General features: G+C 71.3%; 21 protein-coding genes and 2 pseudogenes. 6 read left to right on the plus strand and 17 right to left on the minus strand.

The genetic code is table 11. From position 1 onward, the window contains the following. Positions 1–25: 25 nt before the first annotated feature. Both AB0F62_RS34010 and AB0F62_RS34015 read left to right on the plus strand, forming a co-directional pair. Complete coding sequence (locus AB0F62_RS34010; protein ID WP_361808480.1) at positions 26–2,332, plus strand: FtsX-like permease family protein; 2,307 nt, start codon at positions 26–28, stop codon at positions 2,330–2,332. Between the two features lie 468 nt (positions 2,333–2,800). After that, complete coding sequence (locus tag AB0F62_RS34015; RefSeq protein WP_361808423.1) at positions 2,801–3,424, plus strand: HAD family phosphatase; 624 nt, start codon at positions 2,801–2,803, stop codon at positions 3,422–3,424. A gap of 17 nt (positions 3,425–3,441) precedes the next feature. Here the strand turns inward: AB0F62_RS34015 and AB0F62_RS34020 are convergent, their stop codons facing one another. From AB0F62_RS34020 to AB0F62_RS34040, 5 genes are all read right to left on the minus strand, one after another. Next, positions 3,442–4,452, minus strand: a complete 1,011-nt coding sequence (locus AB0F62_RS34020; protein WP_361808426.1) for a LacI family DNA-binding transcriptional regulator — start codon at positions 4,450–4,452, stop codon at positions 3,442–3,444. A 41-nt stretch (positions 4,453–4,493) separates the two neighbouring features. After that, entirely contained in the window at positions 4,494–6,770 is a 2,277-nt protein-coding gene (gene yicI / locus AB0F62_RS34025) for an alpha-xylosidase (protein ID WP_361808429.1), read from the minus strand. Between the two features lie 180 nt (positions 6,771–6,950). Continuing rightward, positions 6,951–7,736 carry a carbohydrate ABC transporter permease gene (locus tag AB0F62_RS34030; RefSeq protein ID WP_361808484.1) on the minus strand — a complete coding sequence of 262 codons (786 nt, stop codon included), beginning with the start codon at positions 7,734–7,736 and terminating at the stop codon, positions 6,951–6,953. Positions 7,737–7,768: 32 nt separating this feature from the next. Next, on the minus strand, positions 7,769–8,671 hold the full coding sequence (locus tag AB0F62_RS34035) for a sugar ABC transporter permease (RefSeq protein ID WP_361808432.1): 903 nt from the start codon (positions 8,669–8,671) through the stop codon (positions 7,769–7,771). Continuing rightward, on the minus strand, positions 8,668–9,963 hold the full coding sequence (locus AB0F62_RS34040; RefSeq protein ID WP_361808435.1) for an extracellular solute-binding protein: 1,296 nt from the start codon (positions 9,961–9,963) through the stop codon (positions 8,668–8,670). The genes AB0F62_RS34035 and AB0F62_RS34040 overlap by 4 nt, the downstream gene beginning before the upstream one ends. A 722-nt stretch (positions 9,964–10,685) precedes the next feature. Here AB0F62_RS34040 and AB0F62_RS34045 point away from each other — a divergent pair. Beyond that, the gene (locus AB0F62_RS34045) at positions 10,686–11,006 is read left to right on the plus strand and encodes a hypothetical protein (protein ID WP_361808438.1); all 321 of its coding nucleotides are present in this window, start codon (positions 10,686–10,688) and stop codon (positions 11,004–11,006) included. Positions 11,007–11,400: 394 nt separating this feature from the next. On the opposite strand, the gene AB0F62_RS34050 is transcribed toward AB0F62_RS34045, so the two are convergent. Beyond that, a complete protein-coding gene (locus tag AB0F62_RS34050) occupies positions 11,401–11,868 on the minus strand; it encodes a hypothetical protein (protein WP_361808441.1) in 468 nt (155 codons plus the stop codon). Positions 11,869–12,195: 327 nt separating this feature from the next. On the opposite strand from AB0F62_RS34050, the gene AB0F62_RS34055 reads away from it, so the two are divergent. The 3 genes from AB0F62_RS34055 to AB0F62_RS34065 all read left to right on the plus strand — a co-directional run bounded on the left by AB0F62_RS34055 (position 12,196) and on the right by AB0F62_RS34065 (position 14,628). Beyond that, the gene (locus AB0F62_RS34055) at positions 12,196–12,540 is read left to right on the plus strand and encodes a tetratricopeptide repeat protein (RefSeq protein WP_361808444.1); all 345 of its coding nucleotides are present in this window, start codon (positions 12,196–12,198) and stop codon (positions 12,538–12,540) included. Positions 12,541–12,676: 136 nt separating this feature from the next. Continuing rightward, entirely contained in the window at positions 12,677–13,819 is a 1,143-nt protein-coding gene (locus AB0F62_RS34060; RefSeq protein WP_361808447.1) for an alpha/beta hydrolase, read from the plus strand. 104 nt (positions 13,820–13,923) lie between these two features. Further along, positions 13,924–14,628 (plus strand): TetR/AcrR family transcriptional regulator, encoded by a 705-nt coding sequence (locus tag AB0F62_RS34065; RefSeq protein ID WP_361808450.1) that lies wholly within the window; start codon positions 13,924–13,926, stop codon positions 14,626–14,628. 113 nt (positions 14,629–14,741) lie between these two features. On the opposite strand, the gene AB0F62_RS34070 is transcribed toward AB0F62_RS34065, so the two are convergent. The 11 genes and pseudogenes from AB0F62_RS34070 to AB0F62_RS34120 form a co-directional block, all read right to left on the minus strand. Beyond that, positions 14,742–15,068: a nuclear transport factor 2 family protein gene (locus AB0F62_RS34070; RefSeq protein ID WP_361808453.1), complete on the minus strand. Its 327-nt coding sequence runs from the start codon at positions 15,066–15,068 to the stop codon at positions 14,742–14,744. 82 nt (positions 15,069–15,150) lie between these two features. After that, positions 15,151–16,047, minus strand: coding sequence for an SDR family oxidoreductase (locus tag AB0F62_RS34075; protein ID WP_361808456.1), 897 nt, complete (start codon positions 16,045–16,047; stop codon positions 15,151–15,153). Between the two features lie 231 nt (positions 16,048–16,278). Continuing rightward, positions 16,279–16,998 (minus strand): annotated as a pseudogene (locus AB0F62_RS34080) (SDR family oxidoreductase); the annotation flags it as partial. Between the two features lie 233 nt (positions 16,999–17,231). Continuing rightward, complete coding sequence (locus tag AB0F62_RS34085; protein ID WP_361808459.1) at positions 17,232–17,465, minus strand: hypothetical protein; 234 nt, start codon at positions 17,463–17,465, stop codon at positions 17,232–17,234. A 556-nt stretch (positions 17,466–18,021) separates the two neighbouring features. Then, positions 18,022–19,074 (minus strand): sugar phosphate isomerase/epimerase, encoded by a 1,053-nt coding sequence (locus AB0F62_RS34090; protein WP_361808462.1) that lies wholly within the window; start codon positions 19,072–19,074, stop codon positions 18,022–18,024. A 34-nt stretch (positions 19,075–19,108) separates the two neighbouring features. Beyond that, positions 19,109–20,497 (minus strand): nucleotide pyrophosphatase/phosphodiesterase family protein, encoded by a 1,389-nt coding sequence (locus tag AB0F62_RS34095; protein ID WP_361808465.1) that lies wholly within the window; start codon positions 20,495–20,497, stop codon positions 19,109–19,111. After that, complete coding sequence (eboE, locus tag AB0F62_RS34100) at positions 20,494–21,663, minus strand: metabolite traffic protein EboE (protein WP_361808468.1); 1,170 nt, start codon at positions 21,661–21,663, stop codon at positions 20,494–20,496. Before eboE ends, AB0F62_RS34095 begins: the two co-directional genes overlap by 4 nt. Before the next feature lie 13 nt (positions 21,664–21,676). Then, positions 21,677–22,525, minus strand: a complete 849-nt coding sequence (locus tag AB0F62_RS34105) for a TatD family hydrolase (RefSeq protein WP_361808471.1) — start codon at positions 22,523–22,525, stop codon at positions 21,677–21,679. After that, the gene (locus AB0F62_RS34110; protein WP_361808474.1) at positions 22,525–23,181 is read right to left on the minus strand and encodes an EboA domain-containing protein; all 657 of its coding nucleotides are present in this window, start codon (positions 23,179–23,181) and stop codon (positions 22,525–22,527) included. Before AB0F62_RS34110 ends, AB0F62_RS34105 begins: the two co-directional genes overlap by 1 nt. Next, positions 23,178–24,035, minus strand: a complete 858-nt coding sequence (locus AB0F62_RS34115) for a sugar phosphate isomerase/epimerase family protein (RefSeq protein WP_361808477.1) — start codon at positions 24,033–24,035, stop codon at positions 23,178–23,180. Before AB0F62_RS34115 ends, AB0F62_RS34110 begins: the two co-directional genes overlap by 4 nt. After that, positions 24,032–24,394: pseudogene (locus AB0F62_RS34120) on the minus strand (prenyltransferase); the annotation flags it as partial. The gene AB0F62_RS34115 and the pseudogene AB0F62_RS34120, both read right to left, overlap by 4 nt.

Below are 24,394 nucleotides of genomic sequence, written 5' to 3' on the forward strand. Positions count from 1 at the left end.
CCGGTCCCGGGCCGCGGACCTGGCCATGGGCATCCGGTTCGCCGTCGTGGGCGGTCGCGAAGCCGCGGCGCGCACGCTCCTGACCGCCGTCGGAGTGGGGCTGGGGGTGGCCCTGCTGCTGCTCACCGCCGCCCTGCCCCACGCGCTCACGCAGCGGCACGACCGCGAACGCGCCCGCAACGACATGACGTACACCTCGGTCGCCGGGCACCGGGCGGACGACACCATGCTGATCGCCGCGGTCGACACCACCTACCGCGGCCAGGACGTCCGGGGCCGATTGCTGCAGCCCGAGGGTCACCGGCCGCCGCTGCCGCCCGGCGTCGGGACACTGCCCGGGCGCGGCACGATGGTGGCCTCCCCCGCCCTGCGCCGGCTGCTGGCCTCCCCGGACGGCGGCCTGCTGCGCGAGCGGCTGCCGTACCGCGTCACGGGCTCCATCGGCCGGGACGGTCTGCTCGGGCCGGACGAACTCGCCTACTACGCGGGCGCGTCCGGGCTCCGCGTCGGCCCCGGCCCGTCCGGGCGGGGCGTGCGGGTCGAACGCGTCCACGCCTTCGGCTCCGTGGACCGCGGAGGGCCGACGGACCCGGTCCTCGTGCTGCTCGTGCTCATCGTCTTCGTGGCGCTGCTCATGCCGGTCGGCGTGTTCATCGCCGCCGCCGTCCGCTTCGGCGGGGACCGGCGGGACCGCAGGCTGGCGGCGCTGCGGCTGGTCGGCGCGGACGCCGCGACGACCCGGCGCATCGCGGCGGGCGAGGCCCTGGCGGGAGCCCTGTGCGGACTCGTCGTCGGCACGGGGTTCTTCGCGGTCGGACGCGCCCTGGCGGACCAGGTCGGCTTCTACCGCGTCAGCGTCTTCCCCGGCGACCTCACCCCCGCGCCCGTGCTCGCCGCGCTGGTCGCGGTGGCCGTTCCGGCGGCCGCGGTCGCCGTGACACTGCTCGCGCTGCGCGGTGTGGTCATCGAGCCGCTCGGCGTCGTCCGTACGGCACGGCCGCCGCGGCGCCGACTGTGGTGGCGGCTGCTGCTGCCACTCGGCGGGCTCGCCCTGCTGTACCCGATGATCGGACAGGGCCGGGACAACGGGAACTTCAACCAGGGGCTGGTCGTCAGCGGCACGATCCTGCTGCTCATGGGCGTCACGGCGCTGCTGCCGTGGGTCGTCGAGGCCGTCGTCGCCCGGCTCGGCGCGAGCGCGCCCTCCTGGCAGCTCGCGGTCCGCAGGCTCCAGCTGAACAGCGGCACCGCGGCCCGCACGGTCAACGGCGTCGCCGTCGCCGTCGCCGGGGCGATCGCGCTCCAGATGCTCTTCGCGGGCGTCGACGACGCCTACACGCGGCAGACGGGGAACGACCTGTCGCGGGCCCAGATGGAGGTCTCCCTCCCGGCCGCCGACTCCCCCGCCGACGCCGCCCGGCGGCTCACCGCCGCCGAAGGCGTACGCCGCGCGGTCCCGCTCTCCGTGGGCGTGCTCGGCGAGCGCGCCAAGCGGCCCGAACGGTACGTCGAGTTGACGGTCGGCACCTGCGGCGCCCTCCGCGAGGTGGCGAAGGTTTCCGCCTGCCGCGACGGCGACGTCTTCGTCGTCCGGAACCGGGCGCACGACCGGGACGCCCGCCGCACCGCGGGGCCCGGGCAGGTCGTGTACGTGGACCCCGGCCGCCCGGACGCACCGGGGCACGAGGTCGCCTGGCGCCTGCCGGCCGACCTGAAGGCGGCCTCCACCCGCGCCGACCCCAGTGGCTATGAGCGTGGCGGTGTGCTGGTCACCCCCGGCGCCCTCCCCGAGGCCGCGGCCCCCGCGGTCACCGGCGTGGTCTACGTCTCCGTCGACCCCGCGGTCCCCGACGCGCGCGAACGCGTCCGCACCACGGTGGCGGGGATCGACCCGCTGGCCGACGCGCGCGACTACGTCACGTCGGCCCGCTCCCAGCGCTTCTCCTCGATCCGCACGGGGTTGTTCGTCGGGGCCTGCTGCGTCCTGGTGCTGATCGGGGCGAGCCTGCTCGTCTCCCAGCTGGAGCAGTTGCGCGAGCGCAGGAAGCTGCTGTCGACCCTGGCGGCCTTCGGCACCCGGCGCAGCACGCTGAGCCTGTCGGTGCTGTGGCAGACCGCCCTGCCCGTCGGCCTGGGCCTCGCGCTCGCCTCCGCGGTGGGCCTGGCCCTGGGCGCGGTGCTGCTGCGCATGGTCGACGCGTCCGTCACCGTCGACTGGCCGGGCGTCGCCGCCGTGAGCGGTGTCAGCGCCGCGGTCGTCCTGCTGGTGACCGCGCTCAGCCTCCCGGCGCTGGTCCGCATGGCGCGGCCGGACGGGCTGCGGACCGAGTAGCCGCTGGGCGCCCGTTCGTGTGCGCCGGCGAGTGCGCCGTCCCGTGAGCCGGCGAGTGCGCCGGACAGTGCGCCCCCCGAGCCCCGGTGTGCTCCGGCTCGGCGGGCGTCCCCGGCGCGGGTACGTGACCCGCCTCGCCCACAGGCTGTTGGGTGTCCCCGACACGACATGATCATCGCGGGGCACCCGCCCGGGAGAACGGCACGATCACATGGGTGAGCACGGCTTTTCCGCGGGGCCAGCGTGGACGACATCACAGGCACCGGCGTCTGTTCGGCGGCGGAGTCTTCGCTTGCCGTACGGTGCGACGGGCGCGACCGGAACGGCCGTCGTCACGCCGGCCGCGCGGGCGGGGGCGCCGGCGGTTCCCGTGGGCACCGAGGACGCCGCGAGCGGCGCGATGCGCGCGGTGGCACGCGTCCCGATCGGCCCCGGGTCACCCGAGCCGGCGAGCGCGCGGCGCCGGACATGACGGGAATTTGGCGGCCGCGGGCGGTCCTCTTCGACTGCGACGGCACCCTCATGGACACCGAGCCCGGACTGCGGCGGGCCAAGGCCGACACCCTCGCGCGCCACGGCCTCGTCGCGACCGAGGCGTTGCACCTCCGCATGACGGGGCGCTCCCTCGCCGACATCGCGGCGGTGATGGCCGAGGCGCTGGGCCGACGGCACCTGGCACCACGGCTCTCCGCCGAACTGCTGACCGCCTGCGTCGCCCGGGCCCATGATGCGCTCCCCCTGCCCGGGGCGCTCCATCTGCTCAAGATCGTCGGCGACCGGGTCCCGACCGCGGTCGTCAGCAACGCCCCGCGCGTCCTCCTCCACGCCACCCTCGCCGCCGGCGGCCTGTCCTCCGCCTTCGGGGCCGTCGTCTCCGAGGACGACGTCGCCGCGCCCAAACCGGCGCCCGACCCCTACCTGCGGGCCTGCGCGCTGTTGCGGGTACGCCCCGACCAGGCCGTCGCGTTCGAGGACTCCCCCGTCGGCTTGGCGGCGGCCGCCGCCGCGGGCGTCACCGCCGTCCATGTCACGCCCGACAACCCCCTCGACGCACCCGCGCTGCTCGCCTGGACCCGTTCATGGGCCGCATGACCCTCACCGGGCGCACCTCACGCGGGGGGCGCCGCCGTGGTCGCGCGGGGCGTCAGGAGCGCCGACAGGACGGTGGTCTCGGGGACGTCGTCGCGGTCGGCGAGCTTCGCCATCAGCAGGCCCACCGCGCGGGTGCCGATCTCGGCGGAGGGGATGGAGACCGAGGTGATCGGCACCGGCGCCTGTTCGGCCGCCTCGTCCGGGCAGATCGCGGTGACGGAGAGGTCCTCCGGCACGCGCAGACCCATGGCGTTGAAGGCGGCGATCAGGGGCTGGGTGATCGGTTCGTTGTGGACGACGATGCCGGTCAGCCCCGGGTGCTCGCGCAGCAGTTGCTCGGCCATGGCCCGCGCTGCGGCCGGGGTCTCCGGGCACGGGTGGACGGACGAGCGCAGACCGAGCCGGTCGGCGGCCGCCGTGAAACCCGCGGCGACCCGCCGGGCGAAGCCGGTGCCGCGGACGTAGACCTCGGGGGGCGAGCCGACGAGGGCCACGGTGCGGTGCCCGAGCGCGGCGAGGTGCTCGACGCACACCTCGCCGGCGCCCGCGAAGTCCAGGTCGACACAGGTCAGTCCGGCCGGGTCGGAGGGGAATCCGATCAGTACGGACGGCCGGTCCAGCGCGCGCAGCAGCGGCAGCCGGCGGTCGTCCATCTCGACGTCCATGATGATGAAGGCATCCGCCATCGAGCTCTCGGCGACCCGGGCGATGCCCTCCTCCCCCTCGCTCTGCGTGAGGAGGAGGACATCGTGGTCGTGCTCCCGGGCCGCGGTCAGCACGGACGTGGCGAACTGCATCACGACCGGCACGTGGATGCCCTTGCGGAGGGGCAGCACGAGACCGATCACCCGCGACCTGCTGCTGGCCAGGGACCGGGCTCCGGCGTGCGGCCGGTACCCCAGTTCGCGGATGCTGTCCTCGATGCGCTGCCGGGTCTCCGGGGAGATCGGCCGTTTGCCGCTGAGGGCGTAACTGACGGTGCTCGGAGACACGTTGGCGTGCCGCGCGACATCAGTGATCTTGACCATGCAACTCCCCTCCGCTGGGTGCGTGCTCTGCCGGACCGCCGTCAGGAACCGGACAGCTCCAGGGTGATGACGGCGGTCCCGGCCGCCGCACGCGCGGAGGGTCCGCCGGCGACCTCGACACCCCAGGGGAGGGACGCGTCGGAGGTCTCGGCCCGCAGCGTGGCGCCCTCGCGCACGACGGTGATCTCGGCCGCGGCCGTACCGTCCTCGCGGGGGATCCGCACGGTGGTGCGGGAGCCGTCGGCGGGCTCGAAGACCCGCACGGTCACATCGTCCGCCCAGGCGTAGTCGGGGCGGCCGTCGACCGAGCCGACCGGGATCGCCGACCCGGGCCGGGCCAGCAGCGGGACGCTGAGGTAGTCGTGGGTCTCGCGCACCCACCGCGGACCGGTGACCTTCTCGCCGGTCGTGAAGTGGGTCCAGGTGCCCTCGGGCACGTAGTACGACACCTCGCCGTCCTCGGAGAACACCGGCGCGACGAGCAGGTCCCCGCCGAGCATGTACTGGCGCTCCAGCGACGCGCAGCCGGGGTCCTCGGGGAACTCCAGCACCATGGCGCGCATCATGGGGACGCCCTCGGTGTGCGCCTGGTGCGCGGCACCGTAGAGGTACGGCATGAGGCTCAGCTTGAGCTTGGTGAAGTGGCGGAGGACGTCCACCGCCTCCTCGTCGAACAGCCACGGCACGCGGTAGGAGGAGGAGCCGTGCAGGCGGCTGTGCGAGGAGAGCATGCCGAACGCGGTCCAGCGCTTGAACAGGCCGGCGTCGGGCAGCCCCTCGAAGCCGCCGATGTCGTGGCTCCAGTAGCCGAAGCCGGACAGACCGAGGGACAGGCCGCCGCGCAGCGACTCGGCCATCGACTCGTACGTGGACTCGCAGTCGCCGCCCCAGTGCACGGGGAACTGCTGGCCGCCGGCCGTGGCCGAGCGGGCGAACAGCACCGCCTCGCCCTCGCCGCGGTGCTTGCGCAGCACGTCGAAGACGGTCTTGTTGTACAGCTGCGTGTAGTAGTTGTGCATGCGCTCCGGGTCGGAGCCGTCGAAGTACGCGACGTCGGTGGGGACGCGCTCGCCGAAGTCGGTCTTGAAGCAGTCGACGCCCATCTCGAGGAGGGCCTCGAGCTTGGACGCGTACCAGGCGCAGGCGTCGGGGTTGGTGAAGTCGACCAGGGCCATGCCGGGCTGCCACAGGTCCCACTGCCACACGCCGCCGTCGGGGCGCTTGAGGAGGTAGCCGGCCGCCTTGCCCTCGGCGAACAGCGGGGAGCGCTGGGCGATGTAGGGGTTGATCCACACACAGATGTGCAGATCACGCTCCTTCAGTCGGCGCAGCATCCCCTCGGGGTCGGGGAAGACGCGCGGGTCCCACTCGAAGTCGCACCAGTTGAACTCGCGCATCCAGAAGCAGTCGAAGTGGAAGGCCGACAGCGGCAGGTCGCGCTCGGCCATGCCCTCGACGAATCCGGTGACGGTCTGCTCGTCGTAGGAGGTGGTGAAGGAGGTGGTCAGCCACAGGCCGAACGACCAGGACGGCGGGAGCGCGGGGCGCCCGGTGAGCGCGGTGTACTTGCGCAGGATGTCCTTCGGCGTGGGGCCGTGGATGACGTAGTACTGCAGCTGCTGGCGCTCGGCGCTGAACTGGACACGCGAGACCTGCTCGGAGGCCACCTCGAAGGAGACCTTGCCGGGGTCGTCGACGAAGACGCCGTAGCCTGCGTCGGTCATGTAGAACGGGATGTTCTTGTAGGACTGTTCGCTGCTGGTGCCGCCGTCGGCGTTCCAGATGTCGACGGTCTGGCCGTTCTTGACCAGCGGGCCGAAGCGCTCGCCGAGCCCGTAGACGGAGGTGCCGACCGCCAGCCGCAGCTGCTCGCGGATGTGGTGCTCGCCCTCCGCGGTCTCCATCAGGGCCATCGCCTTGACGTCGCTGCTGGTGAGGGTGCGGCCGTCGGCCTGGAACTCCATGCGCCAGTCACCGTCGCGGCTGAAGCGCACGCTCAGTTCGCCGGAGGTGAGCACGGCCTGCTTGTCGTCGACCGTGACGACGGGCTCGTGGGGCTCACTGTGCAGCTCGAAGTGGGGTCCGGTCTCGACGTCGCCCTCGAAGTGGGTGATGCGCACGCCGATGACACCGGGCATGGGAGCGGTGCAGTCGACGGTGACGACCGGGCCCTTGAGGAGGTCGCCGCGGTGCCGGATGTGCTGCGTCGGCGCGTAGATCCGGAGCGTTCCGGGGCCCGGGACGGCATCGAGGACCTCTGCCGGGTACGCCGCCGAGACGCCTTCGCGCAGCAGCCAGTACCCGTTGGTGAACTTCATCGTCGAGGCCTTTCCCGGTGGGGCGGCCACCGGCGTTCTCTGTACGTGTGGGAGCAAGTGGGGAGGGGGTGGCTCTGCCTCCGGCCCTGTGCGGGCGGAGGCAGAGCCACCGGGCGGGGTGCGGGGAGTCACCCGCCCAGGAGAAGGACCTCGGACACGGCGGTCCGGGCGCGGATCAGATCACTTCACCGCGCCGGCGGCGATGCCGCGGGTCAGGGTCCGCTGGAAGAGCAGGAAGAACACGATGGCGGGCAGCGCGCCGAGCAGGCCGGCCGCGTTGGTCATCGTCGCGTCCATCAGACGCTGGCCCTGGAGGACGCCGAGCGCGACCGAGACGGTCTGGTTGTCGTTCGACGGCAGCATGACCAGGGGCAGCAGGAACTCGTTCCAGGTCCAGATGAAGAAGAACACGAGCAGGACGCCGATGGTGGGCCGGCTGACCGGGACCACCATCCGCCACAGGACCTGCCAGCTGTTGGCACCGTCGATCTTGGCCGCCTCGATGACCTCCTTCGGGAAGGCCCCGAGGACGGAGGACAGGAGGTAGGTGCCGAACGCCGCCTGCACGACGCTGAAGACGATGATCAGGCTCAGCCTGGTGTCGTACAGGCCCACCTGCTTGGACAGGTAGTACAGCGGGTAGACCAGGGCCTCCTGCGGCAGCACGTTGGCCAGCACGAAGAAGGCGAGGAACCACGCCTTGCCCTTGACCTTCCCGATGCCGATCGCGTACGCGTTGAGCACCGAGAGGACCACGCCGCCCACGGCCACCGAACCGGAGATCACGATCGAGTTCAGCAGTGTGCGGCCGAAGTTGACCCGGTTCCAGAAGTCCGTCAGGCCGTCCAGGTGGATGCCGTGGGGCAGGGACAGCGGGCCGTGCGCGGAGTAGTCGGCCGGCGACTTCAGCGCGTTGATGAGCACGATCAGGAGCGGCAGCACCATGAAGATCGCGCCGAGGATCATCGCCACCAGCACCGGGTAGCGCTTGAGCGCCTTCACTGTGCGTCCTCCGATCGGGTCTGGAATCGCAGGCCGACCGCGGTCAGCGCCAGGATGATCAGGGTGAGGACCGTCGCGATCGCCGAGCCGTAGCCGACATCGGTCTTCTCGAAGAACGTCGAGAAGGAGAAGTAGGACGGGACGATGGTCGAGTCGGCGGGTCCACCCTTGGTGAGGACATAGACCGCACCGAAGACCTTGAGTGCCGCGATGGTGCACCACAGCATCACCACGTAGATCTCGGGGCGGATCTGGGGCAGCGTCACGTGCCAGAAACGCTGCCACCAGTTCGTCCCGTCCAGCTCGGCCGCCTCGTAGAGCGAGGGATCGACCCGCTGGAGTCCCGCCATGAAGATCACGACGGGAAAGCCCAGCTGCACCCAGACCATGACGGCCATCACGCTGTAGAGCGCGAACTTCGGGTCACCCAGCCAGTCCTGCTGGAGCGAACCCAGGCCCACCGCCTTGAGCAGCTCGTTGAGCGAGCCGTTCTCGGGGGCCAGGATCCAGCTCCAGACGATGCCCGCCACGGTGATGGGCAGAACCTGGGGGAGGTAGAAGCAGGCACGCAGCACGCTGGCCAGCTTCGAACCGAAGTGCTTGCCGATGAAGTCGAACAGCGCCGCGGCCACCACCAGGCCGAGGGCGGTGGGGATCACCGCCATCGCCAGGACCATGGCGACGCTGTGCCGGAAGGACTCCCAGAACCGCGAGTCCTTCATCAGCTCCCGGTAGTTGTCCAGCCCCGCCCAGTCAGGCGAGCCGACGCCCTGCCAGTGCGTGAAGCTGAAGTAGATGTTCATCGCGAACGGCACGATCACGACGGCCAGGAAGGCGATGACACCCGGGATCAAGTACAGCGCGTAGGGATTGCGCAGCCGGAGGGGTCGGGCACTCATGACGTGGGCGCACCCGCGTCATAGGCCTTCTGCAGCTCGTCGAGGACCGCGTCGGGGCTCGCGCTGCCGGTGATCAGCTTCTGCGTGGCGGAGACCAGTACGTCGTAGAAGCCGGCGACCGGCCAGTCCGGGTAGAAGGCGAGGCCGTCCTGGGACGAGACCTTGTTGAAGTTCTCGATCAGCTCCTTGGAGCTGGGGTCGGTGATCGCCGAGGGCTCGGCCGCGACGGGGACACCGCCGTTGTTGCCGAGGGTGTTCTGGATCCCCTTCTTCATCGTGATGTTGATGAAGTCGTAGGCCAGCTGCTTGTTCTTGGCGTTCTTCGGGACGACCCAGAGGTTGCCGCCGGAGCCGAGGGTCATCTTGGACTCCGGGAAGAGGAACGAGCCCCACTGGAACTTGTTCTCGTCACGGAACCGGCCGTACCACCAGCTGCCCGAGAAGAAGATCGGGGACTTGCCGCTGATGAAGGAGACGCCGGCGTCCTCGGCCTTGGCGCCGCTGGTCGTCTTGGCGATGTAGCCCTTCTTCACCCAGTCCGACAGGGTGTTGGCGGCGTACGTCCAGGCGGCGTCGTGGAAGTCGGTCTTGCCCTTGTAGAGCTCGAACGAGTCGACCCAGCTGCGGTCGGCCTTGGTCAGCGCCAGCTGGTACAGGTACTGGTGGGCCGGGTACTCGGCGCCGCCGTTGGCCAGCGGGGTGATCCCCTTGGACTTGAAGGTCGCCAGCGCGTCCTCGAACTCCTGGAACGTGGTGGGGACCTTCACACCGTTCTTCTTGAACAGGTCCTTGTTGTAGTACACCATCGTGTACTCACCGAAGTTCGGTATGCCGTACCAGTTGCCCGAGCCCATGACGCCCTTGGCGTCGTAGCGGCTGGTGGTCGTGACGCTGGGGCTGAGCAGCTTGTCCCAGCCGTACTTGGTGACCTGCGGGGTGAGGTCCGTGAGCAGGCCCTGCTTAGCCAGGAGGCCGGCGGTGGCGTTGCCCTTGTTGTACTCCATGACGTCAGGGGCGTTGCTGGAGTTGAGCACCATCGAGGCGGTCTTCTGGATCTGCTCGAAGCCCTTCGCCTCGAACTCCACCTTGACGCCGGGGTGCGTCTTCTTGAACTCCTCCACCGCCTCGTTCCAGGCGATACCCATCGCGCTGTTCGGGGCTTCGTAGTGCCAGAGCTTCAGCGTCTTGCCGTCGCCCTCCGCACCGCTGTCCGAGCTTCCACACGACGTGATGAGCATGGCGCCCGCAAGGGCAGCTGCTGCGAGAGCCAGCGGTCTGCGCACCTTCAACATTGAAGTGACCTCCACCTGGGCCGAACGAGTGAGGCGTCCATCGAATGGTTTCGATGCGACGCGTCGAAGCGCTTCGACGCAGGACCGTATGCATCGATCGCCGATATGTCAATGGTGTTAACAAATCGCCGACCAGGGACTTTGAGAGCGTTACGGAGACAGGATGGGGGCGCAATCTGTGACAACTGCTCGGAGTGACGAGGTGGGGACGGAGCGCTGCGGGCGGCGGAGCGCAAGCGCTTGACAGCGAAGCGGATTTCACCGTTCCGAATTGCGGCCGGAATTCCGCCATGCACCCACTCACGCTTTTTGCCCCATATGTAACATTCGCCACTCGAGTCTCTCAAGACTCGGATGTCACGCCGGTCCGCAATCCCGCTGCGCGTCCAATACCCCGCTGCTTGACCGGTGTTGACGGTTCACTGACGCAGCGGAACCCCCGCGGCACGGAACGTTGAGGGGCCGTCACAATAGAGCAAAAAATACCAATATGCACTTTCTGTCGGACCACTTTGACTGGAGCCTCAAAACGGGCCTACGGTTCATATGGGGACGTCTTCAACTACAGACACCCGTTCCGGCGTTCCACGTCTCCGACGGTGCGCTCGCGCCGATTCGCCCGCGCACCCCCACCGCGCCGGGATCATGCGCACGATCCGGTGCCACAGCGGTCGGCTCGCGCGGACCGCGACCAGAACGTCCACATCCCCGAAGGGGGAGACATGCGCACGCTCACCATCCGCAGGATCATCGCCGCCGCTCTCGCGGCGCCCCTGCTCGCACTCGCCGGAGCCACCGCGGCCAGCGCGGCGACGCCGGAGACAGCGCCCACCACTGCGCAGTCCGTCGTCGACCACGGAGGCGGCTGGGGCGGCGGACACGGCGGCGGCTGGGGCGGCGGCTACGGCGGCTGGGGCTGGGGAAACGGCTACGGCGGCTGGGGCTGGGGGAACGGCTACGGCGGCTACGGCGGCTGGGGCGGCTACTACTACCCCGGCTTCTACGGCTACGGCAACGGCTTCTACGGAGGCTACTTCCGCTGAGGTCGTACCCGCGGACGTCCGCCGGCCCGGGGCATGACCGACCGGCCATCGCGTCGGCCGGCGTCCGTCACCGTCCGGCTCCGCTCAGCCTCGGACCGCGGCGGCCGCCGGGTGAGGACCGGCAGGCTCCGTGGGAAACCTCACAGATGGCCCTACGGCCCCCGCGATGCGGGGGCCGTAGGTGTGTCCGGCGGCGAGCGGATCGGCCGTGGGCCGCGGCCACGACGCCCTGGTGCGGCGAGGTCACGGGTGGGCGGCGCATGACGGGCGGGCTGAACCTGACGGGGCGGGCGGAGCGTCGGGGGTGGCCGGAGCGTCAGGGGCGGGCGGAACCCGCGCACCGCCTCGCGGAGGCCTGCGGGAGGGGCGCCGCATTGCGCGGCCCGGCTGCCGCTCAGTCCCACAGCTCCCGGACCAAATCGTGCGGCCATGACGGTTCGGTGTCCGGATAGGTGATCGTCAGCTTGGTGAAGTGCCGCAGGTGCGGATCACCTGGCCAGGGCCTGCTGTCCGAGAGCTTGATCTTGACCGGGAAGGTGTGGAAGTGGCCCGCCGCGCAGTACGGGTCGCAGTCGTTGGCCTCCTCGTAGCCCGTGCCGACGGCCGAGTCGCTTCCCCAGTGCGACCAGTAGAGGCCGCCCAGCCGGTCGTTCCCGTCGCCGCAGGCGAGCAGGAAGTCGGGGGGCATGACCAGCGGCCGGCTGAAGCAGCTGACGATGACCGTGGCGTAGTTCGGGGCGGCGCCCCGAGGGGCGGCCGAGGCCGCCGACACGCCCGCGGAAGCCGATGCGGGTGCGGCCGCCACCGCGGTCGCCAGGGCGGCGGAGGCGGCGGTCACGGCGAGGGTACGGAGGAGTGGCATGTCGGCCTGCCTTCCTGGCCGCTGCCGGGGGCGGTGGCGGTCCTGAGCGAAGGTGCTGTCCGGAGTGCCGGTACGGCGGCTGCGCCGTGCGATGGGGCGGTGCGGAGGACGGCGCAAGGGCCCTCGAGCGTGCGGCCGTACTGCCTCGAGCTCACGTTCCTCCAGGAGGGTGAGGCGCGCAACCGGGCCGGATGCCACCCGCACGCCCACCCACTACGGGTAATTGACCCGGCACTGTCGGCACACAGGGGCAGCCTGGAACAAATCAGACACTTGCCTCGGTTGAACCCTGTCGATGAGATCGCCGTCCCCGGAGGAGACGCAGCAGTGGGAACCGAGATCAGCAGTCCGACCACGGAGACGTTCAAGCGCGCCGTACTCTTCTTCAACCGGCAGCGCTACGCCGCCGCGGCCCGCACGCTCGCGCCGATCACGGACGTGGCGCCGCGCAACATGGCCGTGCGGATGCTCCTGGCCCGGTCCTACTACTTCTCCGCGCAGTTGTCGCGGGCCGAGGGCGAACTGCGCGAGATCCTGAGCGCCGAGCCCCAGGACGCACACGCGCACCTGCTCCTCGGCCGTACGCTCGAGCGCCAGGGCAGGCTCGCGGAAGCGGCGCCCCACCTGCGGCTCGCCGACGCGATGACGGCCTGGGACCTCGTCGTCGTCTGACGCCCGGGACCGAGCGGGCCGCGGCGCCGAACGCCCGAAGGCCACTCCGCCGGCCCATCCCCGGTTGTCCGGACCGTACCGCCTCCGCAGGCTGCTCACGTGGGGGTGAACGACCGACCACGGTTCGGAGACCGCAATGACCTGTCCGCACGTCCCGTCCATAACGCGACGCAAGGCGCGCTACGCCATCGCCGTCCTCCTCGCGGCAGCCGCGAGCCTCACCGCCTGCGGTGAACGGACGACCAACGCCAACCGCGTCGATCAGGCCGTGCCGGCCGACACGTCCGCGCCGAAGGTGCCCTGCGGCAATCCGCCGGTGCGGCTCGACCCCCAGGACCAGACCTTCCTGGACCAGCTCGCGGCAGCCGACGGCCCCCCGCTCTACACGCTCTCCTACTCCGCCGCCCGGGACGTGCTGAACAAGCTGCAGGCGGGGCCGGTGGACATGCTCCCGGCGCAGATCAGCGAGCGGACCGTGCCCGGCGGACCGACCGGACCGGTGTCCGTGCACGTCGTACGCCCCGAGGGCGCCAAGGGCGACCTGCCCGGCATCGTATACATCCACGGCGGCGGCTGGGTGCTCGGCAACTTCAAGACCCATGAGCGCCTGGTGCGGGAGCTCGCCGACGGTGCGAAGGCGACGGTGGTCTTCGTCGACTACACCCCCTCCCCCGAGGCCCAGTTCCCCGTGCCGATCGAGCAGGCGTACGCCGTGGCGAAGTGGGTGGCCGCCAACGGCCGGGAGATCGGCGTCGATCCCTCGCGCCTGGCCGTCGCCGGCGACTCCGTGGGCGGCGACATGACCGCCGCCGTCACGATGATGGCCAAGGAGCGCGGCGGACCGGACTTCCGCAAGCAGGTCATGCTGTACCCGGTGACCGACGCGAACTTCGACACCGCGTCGTACAACCGCTTCGCGGAGAACTGCTGGCTGACCAAGCCGGCGATGAAGTGGTTCTGGGACGCCTACGCCCCCCACCTCAAGGACCGGCAGAACCTGCTGGCCGCACCGCTGCGCGCGACCGTCGACCAGCTGCGCGGCCTGCCGCCCGCACTGATGATCACGGACTCGGACGTGCTCTACGACGAGGGCACCGCCTACGCGCAGAAACTGAAGGAGGCGGGCGTTCCCCTCCAGCTCTCGCACTACCCGGAGATCACGCACGACTTCATGATGCTCAACGCGCTCCGCGACACCGAGTCGAACAAGAGGGCGGTGGCCGAGGCCACCGCGGCGCTCCACGAGGCCCTGCACGGGGAATCCGGCCCCGGCAAGTGAACCGTGCCGCACGCGGGAGGGGCGGCCGGTGATCCGGTTGCCCCTTCGGCGCGTTTCGACGGCAAAAGTTTTCTTTGGTAACAAAATTCTGTTATCGTTGATTCATGGATGAGAAGGCGACAACCCGAGAGCGGATCATGTCCGCCGCCGCTGTCCTGCTCGCCGAGGGCGGCCGCGAAGCGGTCTCCACCCGGTCGGTCAGCAAGGCGGCGGCCGTTCAGCCGCCGACCATCTACCGGCAGTTCGGCGACATGCAGGGGCTGCTCGACGCCGTCGCGGCCGAGGGTTTCGCGGAGTATCTGCACCGGAAGACCGACCGGGTGCGGGCCGCCGACCCGGTCGAGGACCTGCGCTGGGGCTGGGATCTCCACATCGAGTTCGGCGTGGCCAACCCCGAGATCTACCAGCTGATGTTCGGCCAGCCCCGGCCCGGCGTCGAGTCGGCGGCCGTGACGGAGTCCTTCAACGTCCTGCGCGGCCTGGTCACGAGGGTCGCGGAGGCGGGCCGGCTGAGCGTCGACGTGGACGGCGCCATGCTGATGATCCACGCGGCCGGCTGCGGGGTCGTCCTGACGCTGATCGCCACGCTGCCGGAGAAGCGCGACCCCGAGCTCGCACGGCGGACGCGCGAGGCGATCCTCGCCGCCATCACCACCACGGGTTCCGACGAAGCCCCCGAGGGGTCACGGCGGGCCGTCACGCGCACCGTCGCCTTCAAGGCCGTGCTCCCCGACATCGAGGACATCCTGTCGCCCGGTGAACGCGTCCTGCTGATCGAGCTGCTGGATCGCATCACGCACTCCGCCTGAGCCGCAGCGGCCGGCCTTTCCCTCGACCGGTCCGCGCGCGGAAGCGCCCGGTGGGAAACCGTCCCAATGCCGGTTCCCCACCGGGCGCTTCCCGCGTCCCGGTCGTCCGTTCGTCAGCCCGTGATCCGCATCAGGGCGACCTTGTCGCCCTCCACGGTGAAGGCGAAGTCCGACGGACCGTTGAAGCCGTTGCCGCCCACCTGCGCGGCGACGGTCACCTCGTCCCCGTGCCGGGTCACCCCGGTCACCTTCAGGGAGACCTGGACACCGATGAACTCGCGGTCGCTCCATCCCTCGATGGCCGCGCGGCCTTCGAAACGGCGGCCCCAGTCGTCCACGATCCCCTGTTCGGTGAACTGGTCGAGGAAGGCCTCGGTGTCGTGGGAGTTGGCCGCGACCACGGCACGGCGCACGGGCTCGGGAAGTTCGGGAGTGGTCATGACGGTCTCCTTCGGTCGTTGTCGGGCGGTGCGACGGGTGGCGGGGCGGGGTGGGGGCGGGGTGGGGTGGGGGCGGGGGCCGTCAGACCTCGGCGCGGGGGCTGAGGAGGTCGTCGAGGCCGATCCGCCGGTAGAAGTCCACGCGGATGCTGTCCGCGACCGCGGAGACGGCCTCGGAACCGTCGTCGGCGGGGTCGATGTGGGTGCGGAAGGGCCGCTTGCCGGTGGGGAGGCCCACGACGCGGACGATCTCGCGTGCCACGTCGGCCACGTCGGCGTCGGCGGGGGTGATCGCGGCCAGGGCGCGGCCGACCTGGTCGGTCAGACCCGCGTACCGGGTCTCGTAGGCCGCGACGACGTCCGTGTCGGCGGGGTGGCCGGCGTTGGCGAAGTGGTTGGTGCCCGAGGTGAAGGCGCCGGGGACGACGATGGAGGTGTCGACGCCGAAGCGGGCGAGCTCGGCGGCGTAGCTGACGGCCAGGGCGTCCATGGCGGCCTTCGCCGCGAAGTACGGGGCCAGGTAGGGCGGGGTGCCGCCACGGGTGCTGCTGGACCCGACCCAGAGCAGCAGCCCGTGTCCCTGCGCTCGCAGATGCGGCAGGGCGGCCCGGTTCACCCGTTGGGTGCCCAGCACGTTGGTGTCGTAGACGGCGGCCATCTCCTCGGGGGTGAAGGCCTCGGTGGGACCCAGCACCATGTGGCCCGCGTTGTGGACCAGGACGTCGAGTCGGCCGGCCTCGCGCAGGACGGTGGCGATGGCACGGTCGGCGCTGTCCTGGGAGAGCACGTCGAGTTCGACGACCCGCAGGTCGATGCCCTCACGGGCGGCCTGCTCGCGTACCGCCGCCGCCCGTTCGGCGTTGCGACCGGATATGTCGCGCATGCTCGCGTAGACGGTGTGCCCCGCGGAGGCGAGGGCGTGGGCGGTCAGCGCGCCGAATCCGGAGCTCGCACCGGTGACCAGAACGACGAAGGACATGACGGATCTCCTAGCGGGGGTTGGGGGCCGGGCCCGACGGCTGCGGCGTCGGGCCCGGTGGGGTGGACATCACGAAGGTGCCGGACATACCGGATGTGGCGGACGTGGCGGTTGCGCCGCATGTGCCGAACACGGCACGGGCCTAGCTGACGAATCAGGGGCGGCGGACTCGGCGTCCGACCCCCGGGGCGTCCGGTCCCTCGGGGCGGCCGCGCGCCGGGGCGCCACGAATATCGTCTGGCCGTTGATCCAGCGGCCCGGGCCGGCCAGGAAGGAGATCGCCTCGGCGACGTCCTGGGGGGCGCCGAGGCGCTCGAGCGGGGTCATCTTCGTGAACCGCTCGATGGTCGCCTCGTCCTTGCCCTTCAGGAACAGCTCGGAGGCGATCGGGCCGGGCGCGACGGCGTTGACCGTGATGTCGCGACCCCTCAACTCCCGGGCCAGCACCAGGCTGATCGCCTCGACCGCACCCTTCGAGGCGGCGTACGCGGCGTAGGTCGGTGTGGCGATCCGGGTCTGGGACGAGGACACGTTGATCACGGCACCGCCTGCGCGGAGCCGGCGGGCGGCCTGCTGGTTGACCACGAAGGTGCCGCGGATGTTGGTCCGGTGCATGCGGTCGAGGGCACCGAGGTCGAAGTCCGCGACAGTGTTCAGGATCATGACGCCCGCCGAGTTGACGACCACGTCCACACCGCCGAACTCCCGCTCCGCCGCGTCGAACAGCGCCTCGACGGCCTTCTCGTCGGCGACGTCGGCCCTGACCGCGAGGGCGGAGCCCCCGTCGGCGGTGATCTGCGCCACGGTCGCGTCGGCGTCGGTCTGGTTGCCCGCGTAGGCGATGACGACCGCCTGTCCGTCGGAGGCCAGGCGCAGTGCGACCTCGCGGCCGATTCCGCGGGAGCCGCCGGTGACGACTGCGACGCGGCGGGGGGTGGTGGTGTCACTCATGGCGGTCTCCTGATCACGCGAGGGGGCGATTCCTTCCATCACCCGCTTACGTCGATAACAGTGCCACGTTATCGCTGGAAACGCAAGCATCGATAACGTCCTCGCGTTATCGCCGATACGCCCCGTCCTCCACGGCGTTCCGCCCGCACATGACGGGGCCGCCGCCCCTCTGCGGGGGCGGCGGCCCGGGGAACCGACGGCCGTCACGCGTTCGCGCTCAGGCCGACCGGAGGTCAGCGGAAGCGACCACCGAAGAAGAAGGGGTCGAAGAGGTAGGGCCCGAAGAGGTACGAGCCGAAGAAGCCGCGGTCGAAGCGGTAGTAGTCACGGTGGTGGCCGCGGCCGCCGTGACCACGGTCGTAGCCGCGACCGTGGTCGCCCGTGACGTGGGTTCCGTGGCCGCGAACGAGGTCCGGGGTGGCGGCGCCGGCAGCAGTGGCACCACCCAGCAGAACGACAGAGGCCACGCCAAGAGCGGCCACACAACGGGAAACACGCATGCTGACTCTCCTGTACTCGGCGGGCATCGTGGCGATGCCCGCAGGGTTCCGACATGGAGAGCCTGCGTCGAGGACATCCGCGCCGCACGACGGGGGCCCATCACGCTCCGTCACACAATGGGTCGTCAGGCGAGGCGAACGGTTGACTCCGGGGCGAGCGTATGGAGGCGAAGACCCGATGATCACGGGCCCGACGAGGTCTCAGCCGATCGACCACGGACGGTAATCAGGAACCGTCACGTCAAGACCTCCCGATGGGTGAATCCTCGTCACCGACCGCACCGGGCACCCGGGTACTCAAAGCCCCGCGGCACCTCGCCGTGGACGGTTCCACACCGGTACGACACGGCCGCACTCCCGGTCATGGCCCCGCGCACGGCCGAGGGCCGGGCATTGCACGAAGTCGCGCCACCGCGCAAGCCCGGCCCCCCGAGCGAAGACGAGGGCCCCGGCCCGCCCAAGCGGCGGGCACGGGGCCCCGACGGAGCGTCAGCGGGACGTCCGTGGACGGCGGCAGGACGTGTCAGCAGTCCTTCTCGCGGAGCGAGTGCAGGTACGCGCTCGACCGGCGGGCGAAGCTGAACGAGTCGGCCGGCACGTCGTGCTCCGTCTGCCAGTGGTGGTCGAGGCGGCCACCGCGGGTACGGGTCACGGCCGAGATGAACCGCTGGTAGTCGATGTCGCCGTCGCCGACGTCGACCATGCGGTAGCCGTCCCGGACGGTCTCGTCGCGTTCCCCGTCCTTGACGTGGAAGAGCGGGTAGCGGTCGGGCTGCTTGAGGACGTACCGCAGCGGGTCGAAGGGCGCGGGGGTGCCGTCCGCCCGCTTGGAGAAGCGGAACTGGCCCGCGTAGGCCCAGTAGATGTCCATCTCCAGGTAGACGAGGTCGGGGTCGGTCTCGGCGAGGAGCACGTCGTACAACCGCACGTTCGGACGGTCGGTCGCGAAGGAGAACTCCTCCGCGTGGTTGTGCTGGTAGAACTTCATGCCGCGGGCCCTGGCGGCGGCGCCGAACTCGTTGAACTCCTCGGCGCAGCGCTTCCAGCCGTCGACCGTGCTGCCGTAGCGCCAGGGGCCGGAGGCGGTGCCGATGTGCTTCAGCCCGAGGGCCTCGGCGTCGTCGAGGACCTTCGTCAGGTTCTGGGCGAAGGTGTAGGCACCCGGGTCGCCGTCGTTGTAGTAGCCGACGTGGCTGCCGATGGCGCGCAGTCCGTGGTCGCGGGCGAGCCGGCGCAGCTGCGCGAGGGTGATGGCGCCCGCGGAGCCCTGGGTGTATCCGGCGTACTCGATCTCGTCGTAGCCGTACCTCTCGAGTTCGGCGAACACGGGGGCGAAGCCGAGGGTGGAGACCTTGTCGCGCAGCGAGTACAGCTGGATGCCGAGGCGGCCCGGAGGCAGGACCGGGCGGCCATGGCCCTTGCCGTGGCCCTTGCTCTGGGCGGCGGCGGTGGGGGCTGCCAGGCCGAGGAGCGCGGCGGCGCCGGCCCCGGCGGCGACGCCCAGCATGCCGCGTCTGCTGAGCTTGCGGCCGAGCTCCGGGTCGGGGGTGCTGCTGGTACGACGCGTGCTGGTCATTGTGGATAACTCCTTGGCGTCGGTGACGTGTGGTTCAGTGGAGTCCTGCCAGTCGCAGGAGCAGGGACTTCACATCGGTGGCCGCGACGCGGCCGCTGAGCGCACGGGGGGTGGAGCAGAGAATGAGCGGACCTTCGTCGTCGCTCGTCGGGAGGCGGCCGTGGCTGCCGCGAATAGGTGAGGGGTCCAGCGGTACGACCGCCATGCGGTAGCGCATGCCGAGCTTCTTCCGGGCCAGGGCCGTGGCGGCCTTGACGCGGACATAGGGGTCCGCCGGGTCCATGAACAGCTCGACGGGGTCGTAGCCGGGTTTGCGGTGGATCTCGACGAGCCGGGCGAAGTCCGGCGCCCTGTCGTCGTCGAGCCAGTAGTAGTACGTGAACCAGGCGTCCGGGTCGGCCACGGCGACGAGCTCGCCGGAGCGCGGATGGTCCAGGCCGTGGCGCTTCTTGCCCTCGTCGTCGAGGAGTTCGGCGATACCGGGCAGGTTGCCGAGGGCCTTGCGGGTGGCGTCGAGATCCTCGGGGCGGCGGACGTAGACATGGGCGATCTGGTGGTCGGCGACGGCGAAAGCGCGGGAGGCCATCGGGTCGAGGTACTCCATGCCGTCCTGGGTGTGCACCTCCAGGAGTCCGGCGCGCCTCAGCTCGCGGTTGATGTCGACGGGCCGGCTGACCGGGGTGATGGCGTACTCGGAGAGCGCGACCACCGTGCGGCCCGTGCGTCGTGCGTCGTCGAGGAGCGGGGCCAGGGCCTCGTCCAGGTCCGTGGCCGCCTGGTGGGAGCGGGGGTCGTCAGGGCCGAAGCGCTGCAGGTCGTAGTCGAGGTGAGGGAGGTAGCAGAGCGCGAGGTCGGGAGTGCGGGTGCGCAGGATGTGCCGGGTGGCGTCGATGATCCAGCGGCTGGAGACGATGTCGGCGCCCGGGCCCCAGAAGTGGAAGAGGGGGAAGGTGCCGAATTCCCGGGTGAGCTCGTCGTGGAGCTCCGGGGGGCGGGTATAGCAGTCGGGCTCTTTCCGGCCGTCCGCGTAGTAGATCGGGCGCGGGGTGACCGTGACATCGGTGTCGGCGCCCATGGCGTACCACCAGCAGATGTTGGCCACGGTGTAGCCCGGGTGGACACGGCGGGCGGCTTCCCACAGCTTGTCGCCGGCGACGAGACCGTTGTGCTGGCGCCAGAGCAGGACGTCGCCGAGCTCGCGGAAGTACCAGCCGTTGCCGACGATGCCGTGCCCCGCGGGTGGCGTACCGGTGAGGAAGGTGGACTGGGCGGCGCAGGTCACGGCGGGCAGGACGGTGCCGAGCGGGGCCCGGCTGCCGGTGGTGGCCAGGCGCTTCAGGTTCGGCATGTGGTCCAGGAGCCGGGGTGTGAGACCGACGACGTCCAGGACGAGGAGGGGGGTCGGCCCGGCGGTGTCGTTCATGGGAGTTCCTTCAGGCCGAGGTCGTGGAGGAGATCGCGGGCGAGGCCCAGTTCGGCCGCGATCCCGTCGGCGAGCTGTGCGCGGGTCCGCGGGCGCAGCTCGGCGGGGAGGGCCTGCCAGGTGTAGGTCTCGACCTCGAGATGGTGCGTCAGCGGCGCCGGGCCGCCGACGAGGCGGGCGAGGGCGGCCTTCAGGACGGGGACGGTGGAGGTGAGAGGCGGTGCGGGCGGGGCGTGCAGCGGCACGTGGAAGTGGGCGCGCCAGGGGGCGCCGGTCGGCAGGGCCCCTTCGGTGAGCGCCTGGTGGAGGTCGTCGGTGCCGTGCAGGCCGCCGGCGGTGCGGGTGCGCGTCTGGTGGAGGAAGCGGGGTTCGGAGAAGGCGGCGAGCGCGTCGCGTACGCCCGGGAGGTGCGGCTGCTCCGCGTGCAGGGCTGCGGAGAGCTGGACCTTGGGGATGGTGATGCCGGCCGCGGTCAGCGCGTCGAGCGCCGCGGCGGGTTCTTCGAAGGAGGTGGCGAGATGGCAGGTGTCGACGCACAGGCCGATGCGAGGGTGGGCGATCGCCGTGAGGGGCTCGATCGCGTCGGCGGTGGTCTCGACGGTGCAGCCGGGTTCGGGCTCCAGGGCGATGCGGATGGATTTGCCGGTGAGCTCGGCGAGGGCGTCGAGTCGCCCGGCGAGGGTGGTGAGGGCGGTCCGGGCGACCGCGGCGGCGTGGTCGTCGAAGAGGGTGCGCCAGGCGAGCGGGAGGGTGGAGATCGATCCTTCGGTGACGTCGGCGGGCAGCAGTGCGGCGAGGAGGTCGGCCAGGCCGCTGGTGTACGCGAGCCGTTCCGGCTCGGTCCAGTCGGGCCGGTAGACGCGGTACTTGACCTCCACGGCGCCGAAGCCCTGGTAGGGGAATCCGTTGAGGGTGACGACCTCCAGTCCGCGCCGGTCGAGCGCGGCGCGCAGCCCTCGCAGGGCGGCCGGATCGGTGGTGAGGGCGCGCGCGGCGTCCTTGGCGAGCCAGAGGCCGATGCCGAGGCGGTCCCGGCCGAGCCGTTTGCGGACCGGTTCGCAGTGGTCGCGGAGCTGGGCCAGGACTCCGTCGAGGGTTTCCGCGGGATGCACGTTGGTGCAGTAGGACAGGTGGACGGTGGAACCGTCGGGGTGCCGGAAGCGCATGGGTACCGCCTCCTCATTCCCCGCCGCGGAGGATGGAGTTGCCCTCGTGCAGGTCCCCCGGCGCGGGGACGTCGAGGTGCAGCCTGCCGCTCTGGCCGTAGAAGGCGGCCGGGTTGCGCCACAGGACCTGGTCGACGTCGTCCTCGGTGAAGCCGGCGGCGAGCATGGCGTCGGCTGTCCTGCGGGTCTTGAGGGGGTCGCTCCTGCCCCAGTCCGCCGCGGAGTTGACGAGCGTCTTCTCCGTGCCGTGGGCCTTCAGCACGGCGACCATGCGGTCCTCGTCCATCTTGGTGTCGGGGTAGATGGAGAAGCCGAGCCAGCAGCCGCTGTCGGCGGCCTCCTTCACCGTGGTCTCGTTCAGGTGGTCCAGGAGGACGTGCTCGGGGTCGAGGGCCGATTCGCGGACGACGTCGATGGTGCGGCGCATCCCCGCGAGCTTGTCGCGATGCGGGGTGTGGACGAGGGCGGGCAGTCCGTGGTCGGCGGCGAGCTGGAGCTGGGCGGCGAGGGCGGCGTCCTCGGCCGGGGTCATGGAGTCGTAGCCGATCTCGCCGACGGCGACGACGTTGTCCTTGACGAGGTAGCGGGGCAGCGCGTCGAGGACGGGGGTGCAGCGCGGGTCGTTGGCCTCCTTGGGGTTCAGGGCGACGGTGCAGTGGTGGGCGATGCCGTACTGCGCGGCGCGGAAGGGTTCCCAGCCGAGGAGGGAGTCGAAGTAGTCGAAGAAGGAGTCAGGGGAGGTGCGGGGCTGACCGAGCCAGAAGGAGGGTTCGACCAGGGCGCGGACTCCGGCGGCGAACATGGCCTCGTAGTCGTCCGTGGTGCGGGAGGTCATGTGGATGTGGGGGTCGAAGATGCGCATCAGGACTCCTCCGTCCGGGACGTCAGGGCGAGAACGCGGTGGAGGTCGGCGGGGACGGCACGGCCCGCGGCGGTGCGTTCGGCCGCGTAGTCGCCGAGCATCCGGGCCAGTTCCGCGTCGCCTCGGGCTCGGTGCTCAAGCCGGGCGGCCGCGTCCACGGGTACGCCCGTGAACAGGCACTTGAGGAGGGCATGGCGCCAGCTGTGGGGGTCGAGGTGCTCGGCCGCGTAGGGGCCGACGGCGGCGGCGACGAGCCGGGTGTCGTTGGTGCGCAGGGCGTCCTCGACGAGGGGCAGGCCGTCGGCGGGGCCGGGCGCGAGGTACGGCAGCGCGAGGAGTACGGCGCGGCGCTCGGCGGCGGTGCCCTGCCGGTAGAGGCGGGTCAGGGTGCCGGCGTCGGCGCGGGCCTCCCGCAGGAGCAGGACGCGGGCGGCGTCTGCGTGGTCCTGGCCGCAGTGGCGGCCCGCCGCGGCGAAGCGCAGTTCCCAGGGAGGTGGGGAGGCGGTCGTGGTGGGGGTGGCGTTGTCCATGGCGCCGCTGCGGGCGGCATCGGCTTGGGCTTCGGCTTGGGCTTCGGCGAGGGCTGTGTCGAGCCAGGCGCGGGCGGCGGCGTCGCCGAGCCTGTCGTGGAGATCCTCGCGGGTGGGTGTCGTCATGCCGTGGCTCCGTTCGTGGGGGCGTGGGAGCGCAGGAAGTCGAGGGAGGTGCGGGCGAGTTCGGGACCGGCGTGGGAGTGGCGGGGCAGCTCGACGACGGTCAGGCCCTGGTAACCGGTATCGGAGAGGGCCTGGAGGACGGGCGGGAAGTCGATCTCGCCGTCGCCGAAGGGAAGGTGTTCGTGGACGTCGCGGCGCATGTCCTCGATCTGGACGTGCCGGAGCCAGGGAGCGGCCTGCTTGACGCAGTCGGCGGGGGGCGCCGGTTCCAGACACTGGCAGTGACCGATGTCAAGGGTGAGGCCGAGGGGTTCGGGGTCGCCGAGCATCCCGCGCAAGTGGTGGAAGTCGTCGAGGCGGGCGAGGAGGTGGCCGGGTTCGGGCTCGACGGCGAGCGGGATCCCGGCGCTGGAAGCCGCGTCCAGGACGGGTGCGAGGGCGCCTTCGAGCCGCTGCCAGGCGGTGGCGGCGGGCGTGCCGGCGGGGGTGACGCCGCTGAAGCAGTGCACGGCGTGGGCGCCGAGGTCCGCGGCGACCTCGACGGCCCGCACGAGCAGCCGGGTGCGTGCGGCGCGTGCCTCGGGGTCCGGATCGAGGAGGGTGGGTCCGTGCTTGCGGCGCGGGTCGAGGACGTAGCGGGCTCCGGTCTCGATGGTGACCTCGAGGCCGAGTTCGTCCAGACGTCCCGCGAGGCGGCGGGTACGGCCGGCGAGATCGGGTGCGAGGGGGTCCAGGTGCATGTGGTCAAGGGTGAGTCCGACGCCGTCGTAGCCGAGGTCGGCGAGGAGGGCGAGGGCGTCGTCGAGGCGGAGGTCGGTGAGTCCGTTGGTTCCGTAACCGAGACGCAGGCTCATGTGGGGCTCACCTTCCTGGCGACCCGGCGGGCGACGGGTCCGAGGGCGAGGACGGCCACCGCGGAGGCTCCCGATCCGGAGCGGGCCGCCAGTGCGGCCTGCAGCGGGATCATGGCGCGGATCCCGCCGCCGACCGCGCGCTGGGTGAGCTGGGGTGACGGGTTGAGAGCCGCGTGCAGGAAGGGGGTGAGCGCGGTGCCGGCGTAGGCGGCGGAGGCCAGTGCCGTCAGGGCGTCGGGCAGGGCCGGTGGTCGCTCCGTTCCCGGGGCCGGCCGCCCCCGCCGGTCACCGCCCGCCCCCGGGCCGGGGGGGGCCGGCCGCGGGGCGCGGGGGGGGGCGCGCGGGGGGCGCCGCCCCGC

It is taken from the genome of Streptomyces sp. NPDC026673 (assembly GCF_040638135.1).
In the GTDB taxonomy this organism is placed as follows: domain Bacteria; phylum Actinomycetota; class Actinomycetes; order Streptomycetales; family Streptomycetaceae; genus Actinacidiphila.

Coding starts and splice junctions, on each gene's coding strand:
- AB0F62_RS34010 (WP_361808480.1), top strand. CDS start 26: ATGGGCATCCGGTTCGCCGTCGTGGGCGGTCGCGAAGCCGCGGCGCGC.
- AB0F62_RS34015 (WP_361808423.1), top strand. CDS start 2,801: ATGACGGGAATTTGGCGGCCGCGGGCGGTCCTCTTCGACTGCGACGGC.
- AB0F62_RS34020 (WP_361808426.1), bottom strand. CDS start 4,452: ATGGTCAAGATCACTGATGTCGCGCGGCACGCCAACGTGTCTCCGAGC.
- yicI (WP_361808429.1), bottom strand. CDS start 6,770: ATGAAGTTCACCAACGGGTACTGGCTGCTGCGCGAAGGCGTCTCGGCG.
- AB0F62_RS34030 (WP_361808484.1), bottom strand. CDS start 7,736: ATGATCCTCGGCGCGATCTTCATGGTGCTGCCGCTCCTGATCGTGCTC.
- AB0F62_RS34035 (WP_361808432.1), bottom strand. CDS start 8,671: ATGAGTGCCCGACCCCTCCGGCTGCGCAATCCCTACGCGCTGTACTTG.
- AB0F62_RS34040 (WP_361808435.1), bottom strand. CDS start 9,963: ATGTTGAAGGTGCGCAGACCGCTGGCTCTCGCAGCAGCTGCCCTTGCG.
- AB0F62_RS34045 (WP_361808438.1), top strand. CDS start 10,686: ATGCGCACGCTCACCATCCGCAGGATCATCGCCGCCGCTCTCGCGGCG.
- AB0F62_RS34050 (WP_361808441.1), bottom strand. CDS start 11,868: ATGCCACTCCTCCGTACCCTCGCCGTGACCGCCGCCTCCGCCGCCCTG.
- AB0F62_RS34060 (WP_361808447.1), top strand. CDS start 12,677: ATGACCTGTCCGCACGTCCCGTCCATAACGCGACGCAAGGCGCGCTAC.
- AB0F62_RS34065 (WP_361808450.1), top strand. CDS start 13,924: ATGGATGAGAAGGCGACAACCCGAGAGCGGATCATGTCCGCCGCCGCT.
- AB0F62_RS34070 (WP_361808453.1), bottom strand. CDS start 15,068: ATGACCACTCCCGAACTTCCCGAGCCCGTGCGCCGTGCCGTGGTCGCG.
- AB0F62_RS34075 (WP_361808456.1), bottom strand. CDS start 16,047: ATGTCCTTCGTCGTTCTGGTCACCGGTGCGAGCTCCGGATTCGGCGCG.
- AB0F62_RS34090 (WP_361808462.1), bottom strand. CDS start 19,074: ATGACCAGCACGCGTCGTACCAGCAGCACCCCCGACCCGGAGCTCGGC.
- AB0F62_RS34095 (WP_361808465.1), bottom strand. CDS start 20,497: ATGAACGACACCGCCGGGCCGACCCCCCTCCTCGTCCTGGACGTCGTC.
- eboE (WP_361808468.1), bottom strand. CDS start 21,663: ATGCGCTTCCGGCACCCCGACGGTTCCACCGTCCACCTGTCCTACTGC.
- AB0F62_RS34105 (WP_361808471.1), bottom strand. CDS start 22,525: ATGCGCATCTTCGACCCCCACATCCACATGACCTCCCGCACCACGGAC.
- AB0F62_RS34110 (WP_361808474.1), bottom strand. CDS start 23,181: ATGACGACACCCACCCGCGAGGATCTCCACGACAGGCTCGGCGACGCC.
- AB0F62_RS34115 (WP_361808477.1), bottom strand. CDS start 24,035: ATGAGCCTGCGTCTCGGTTACGGAACCAACGGACTCACCGACCTCCGC.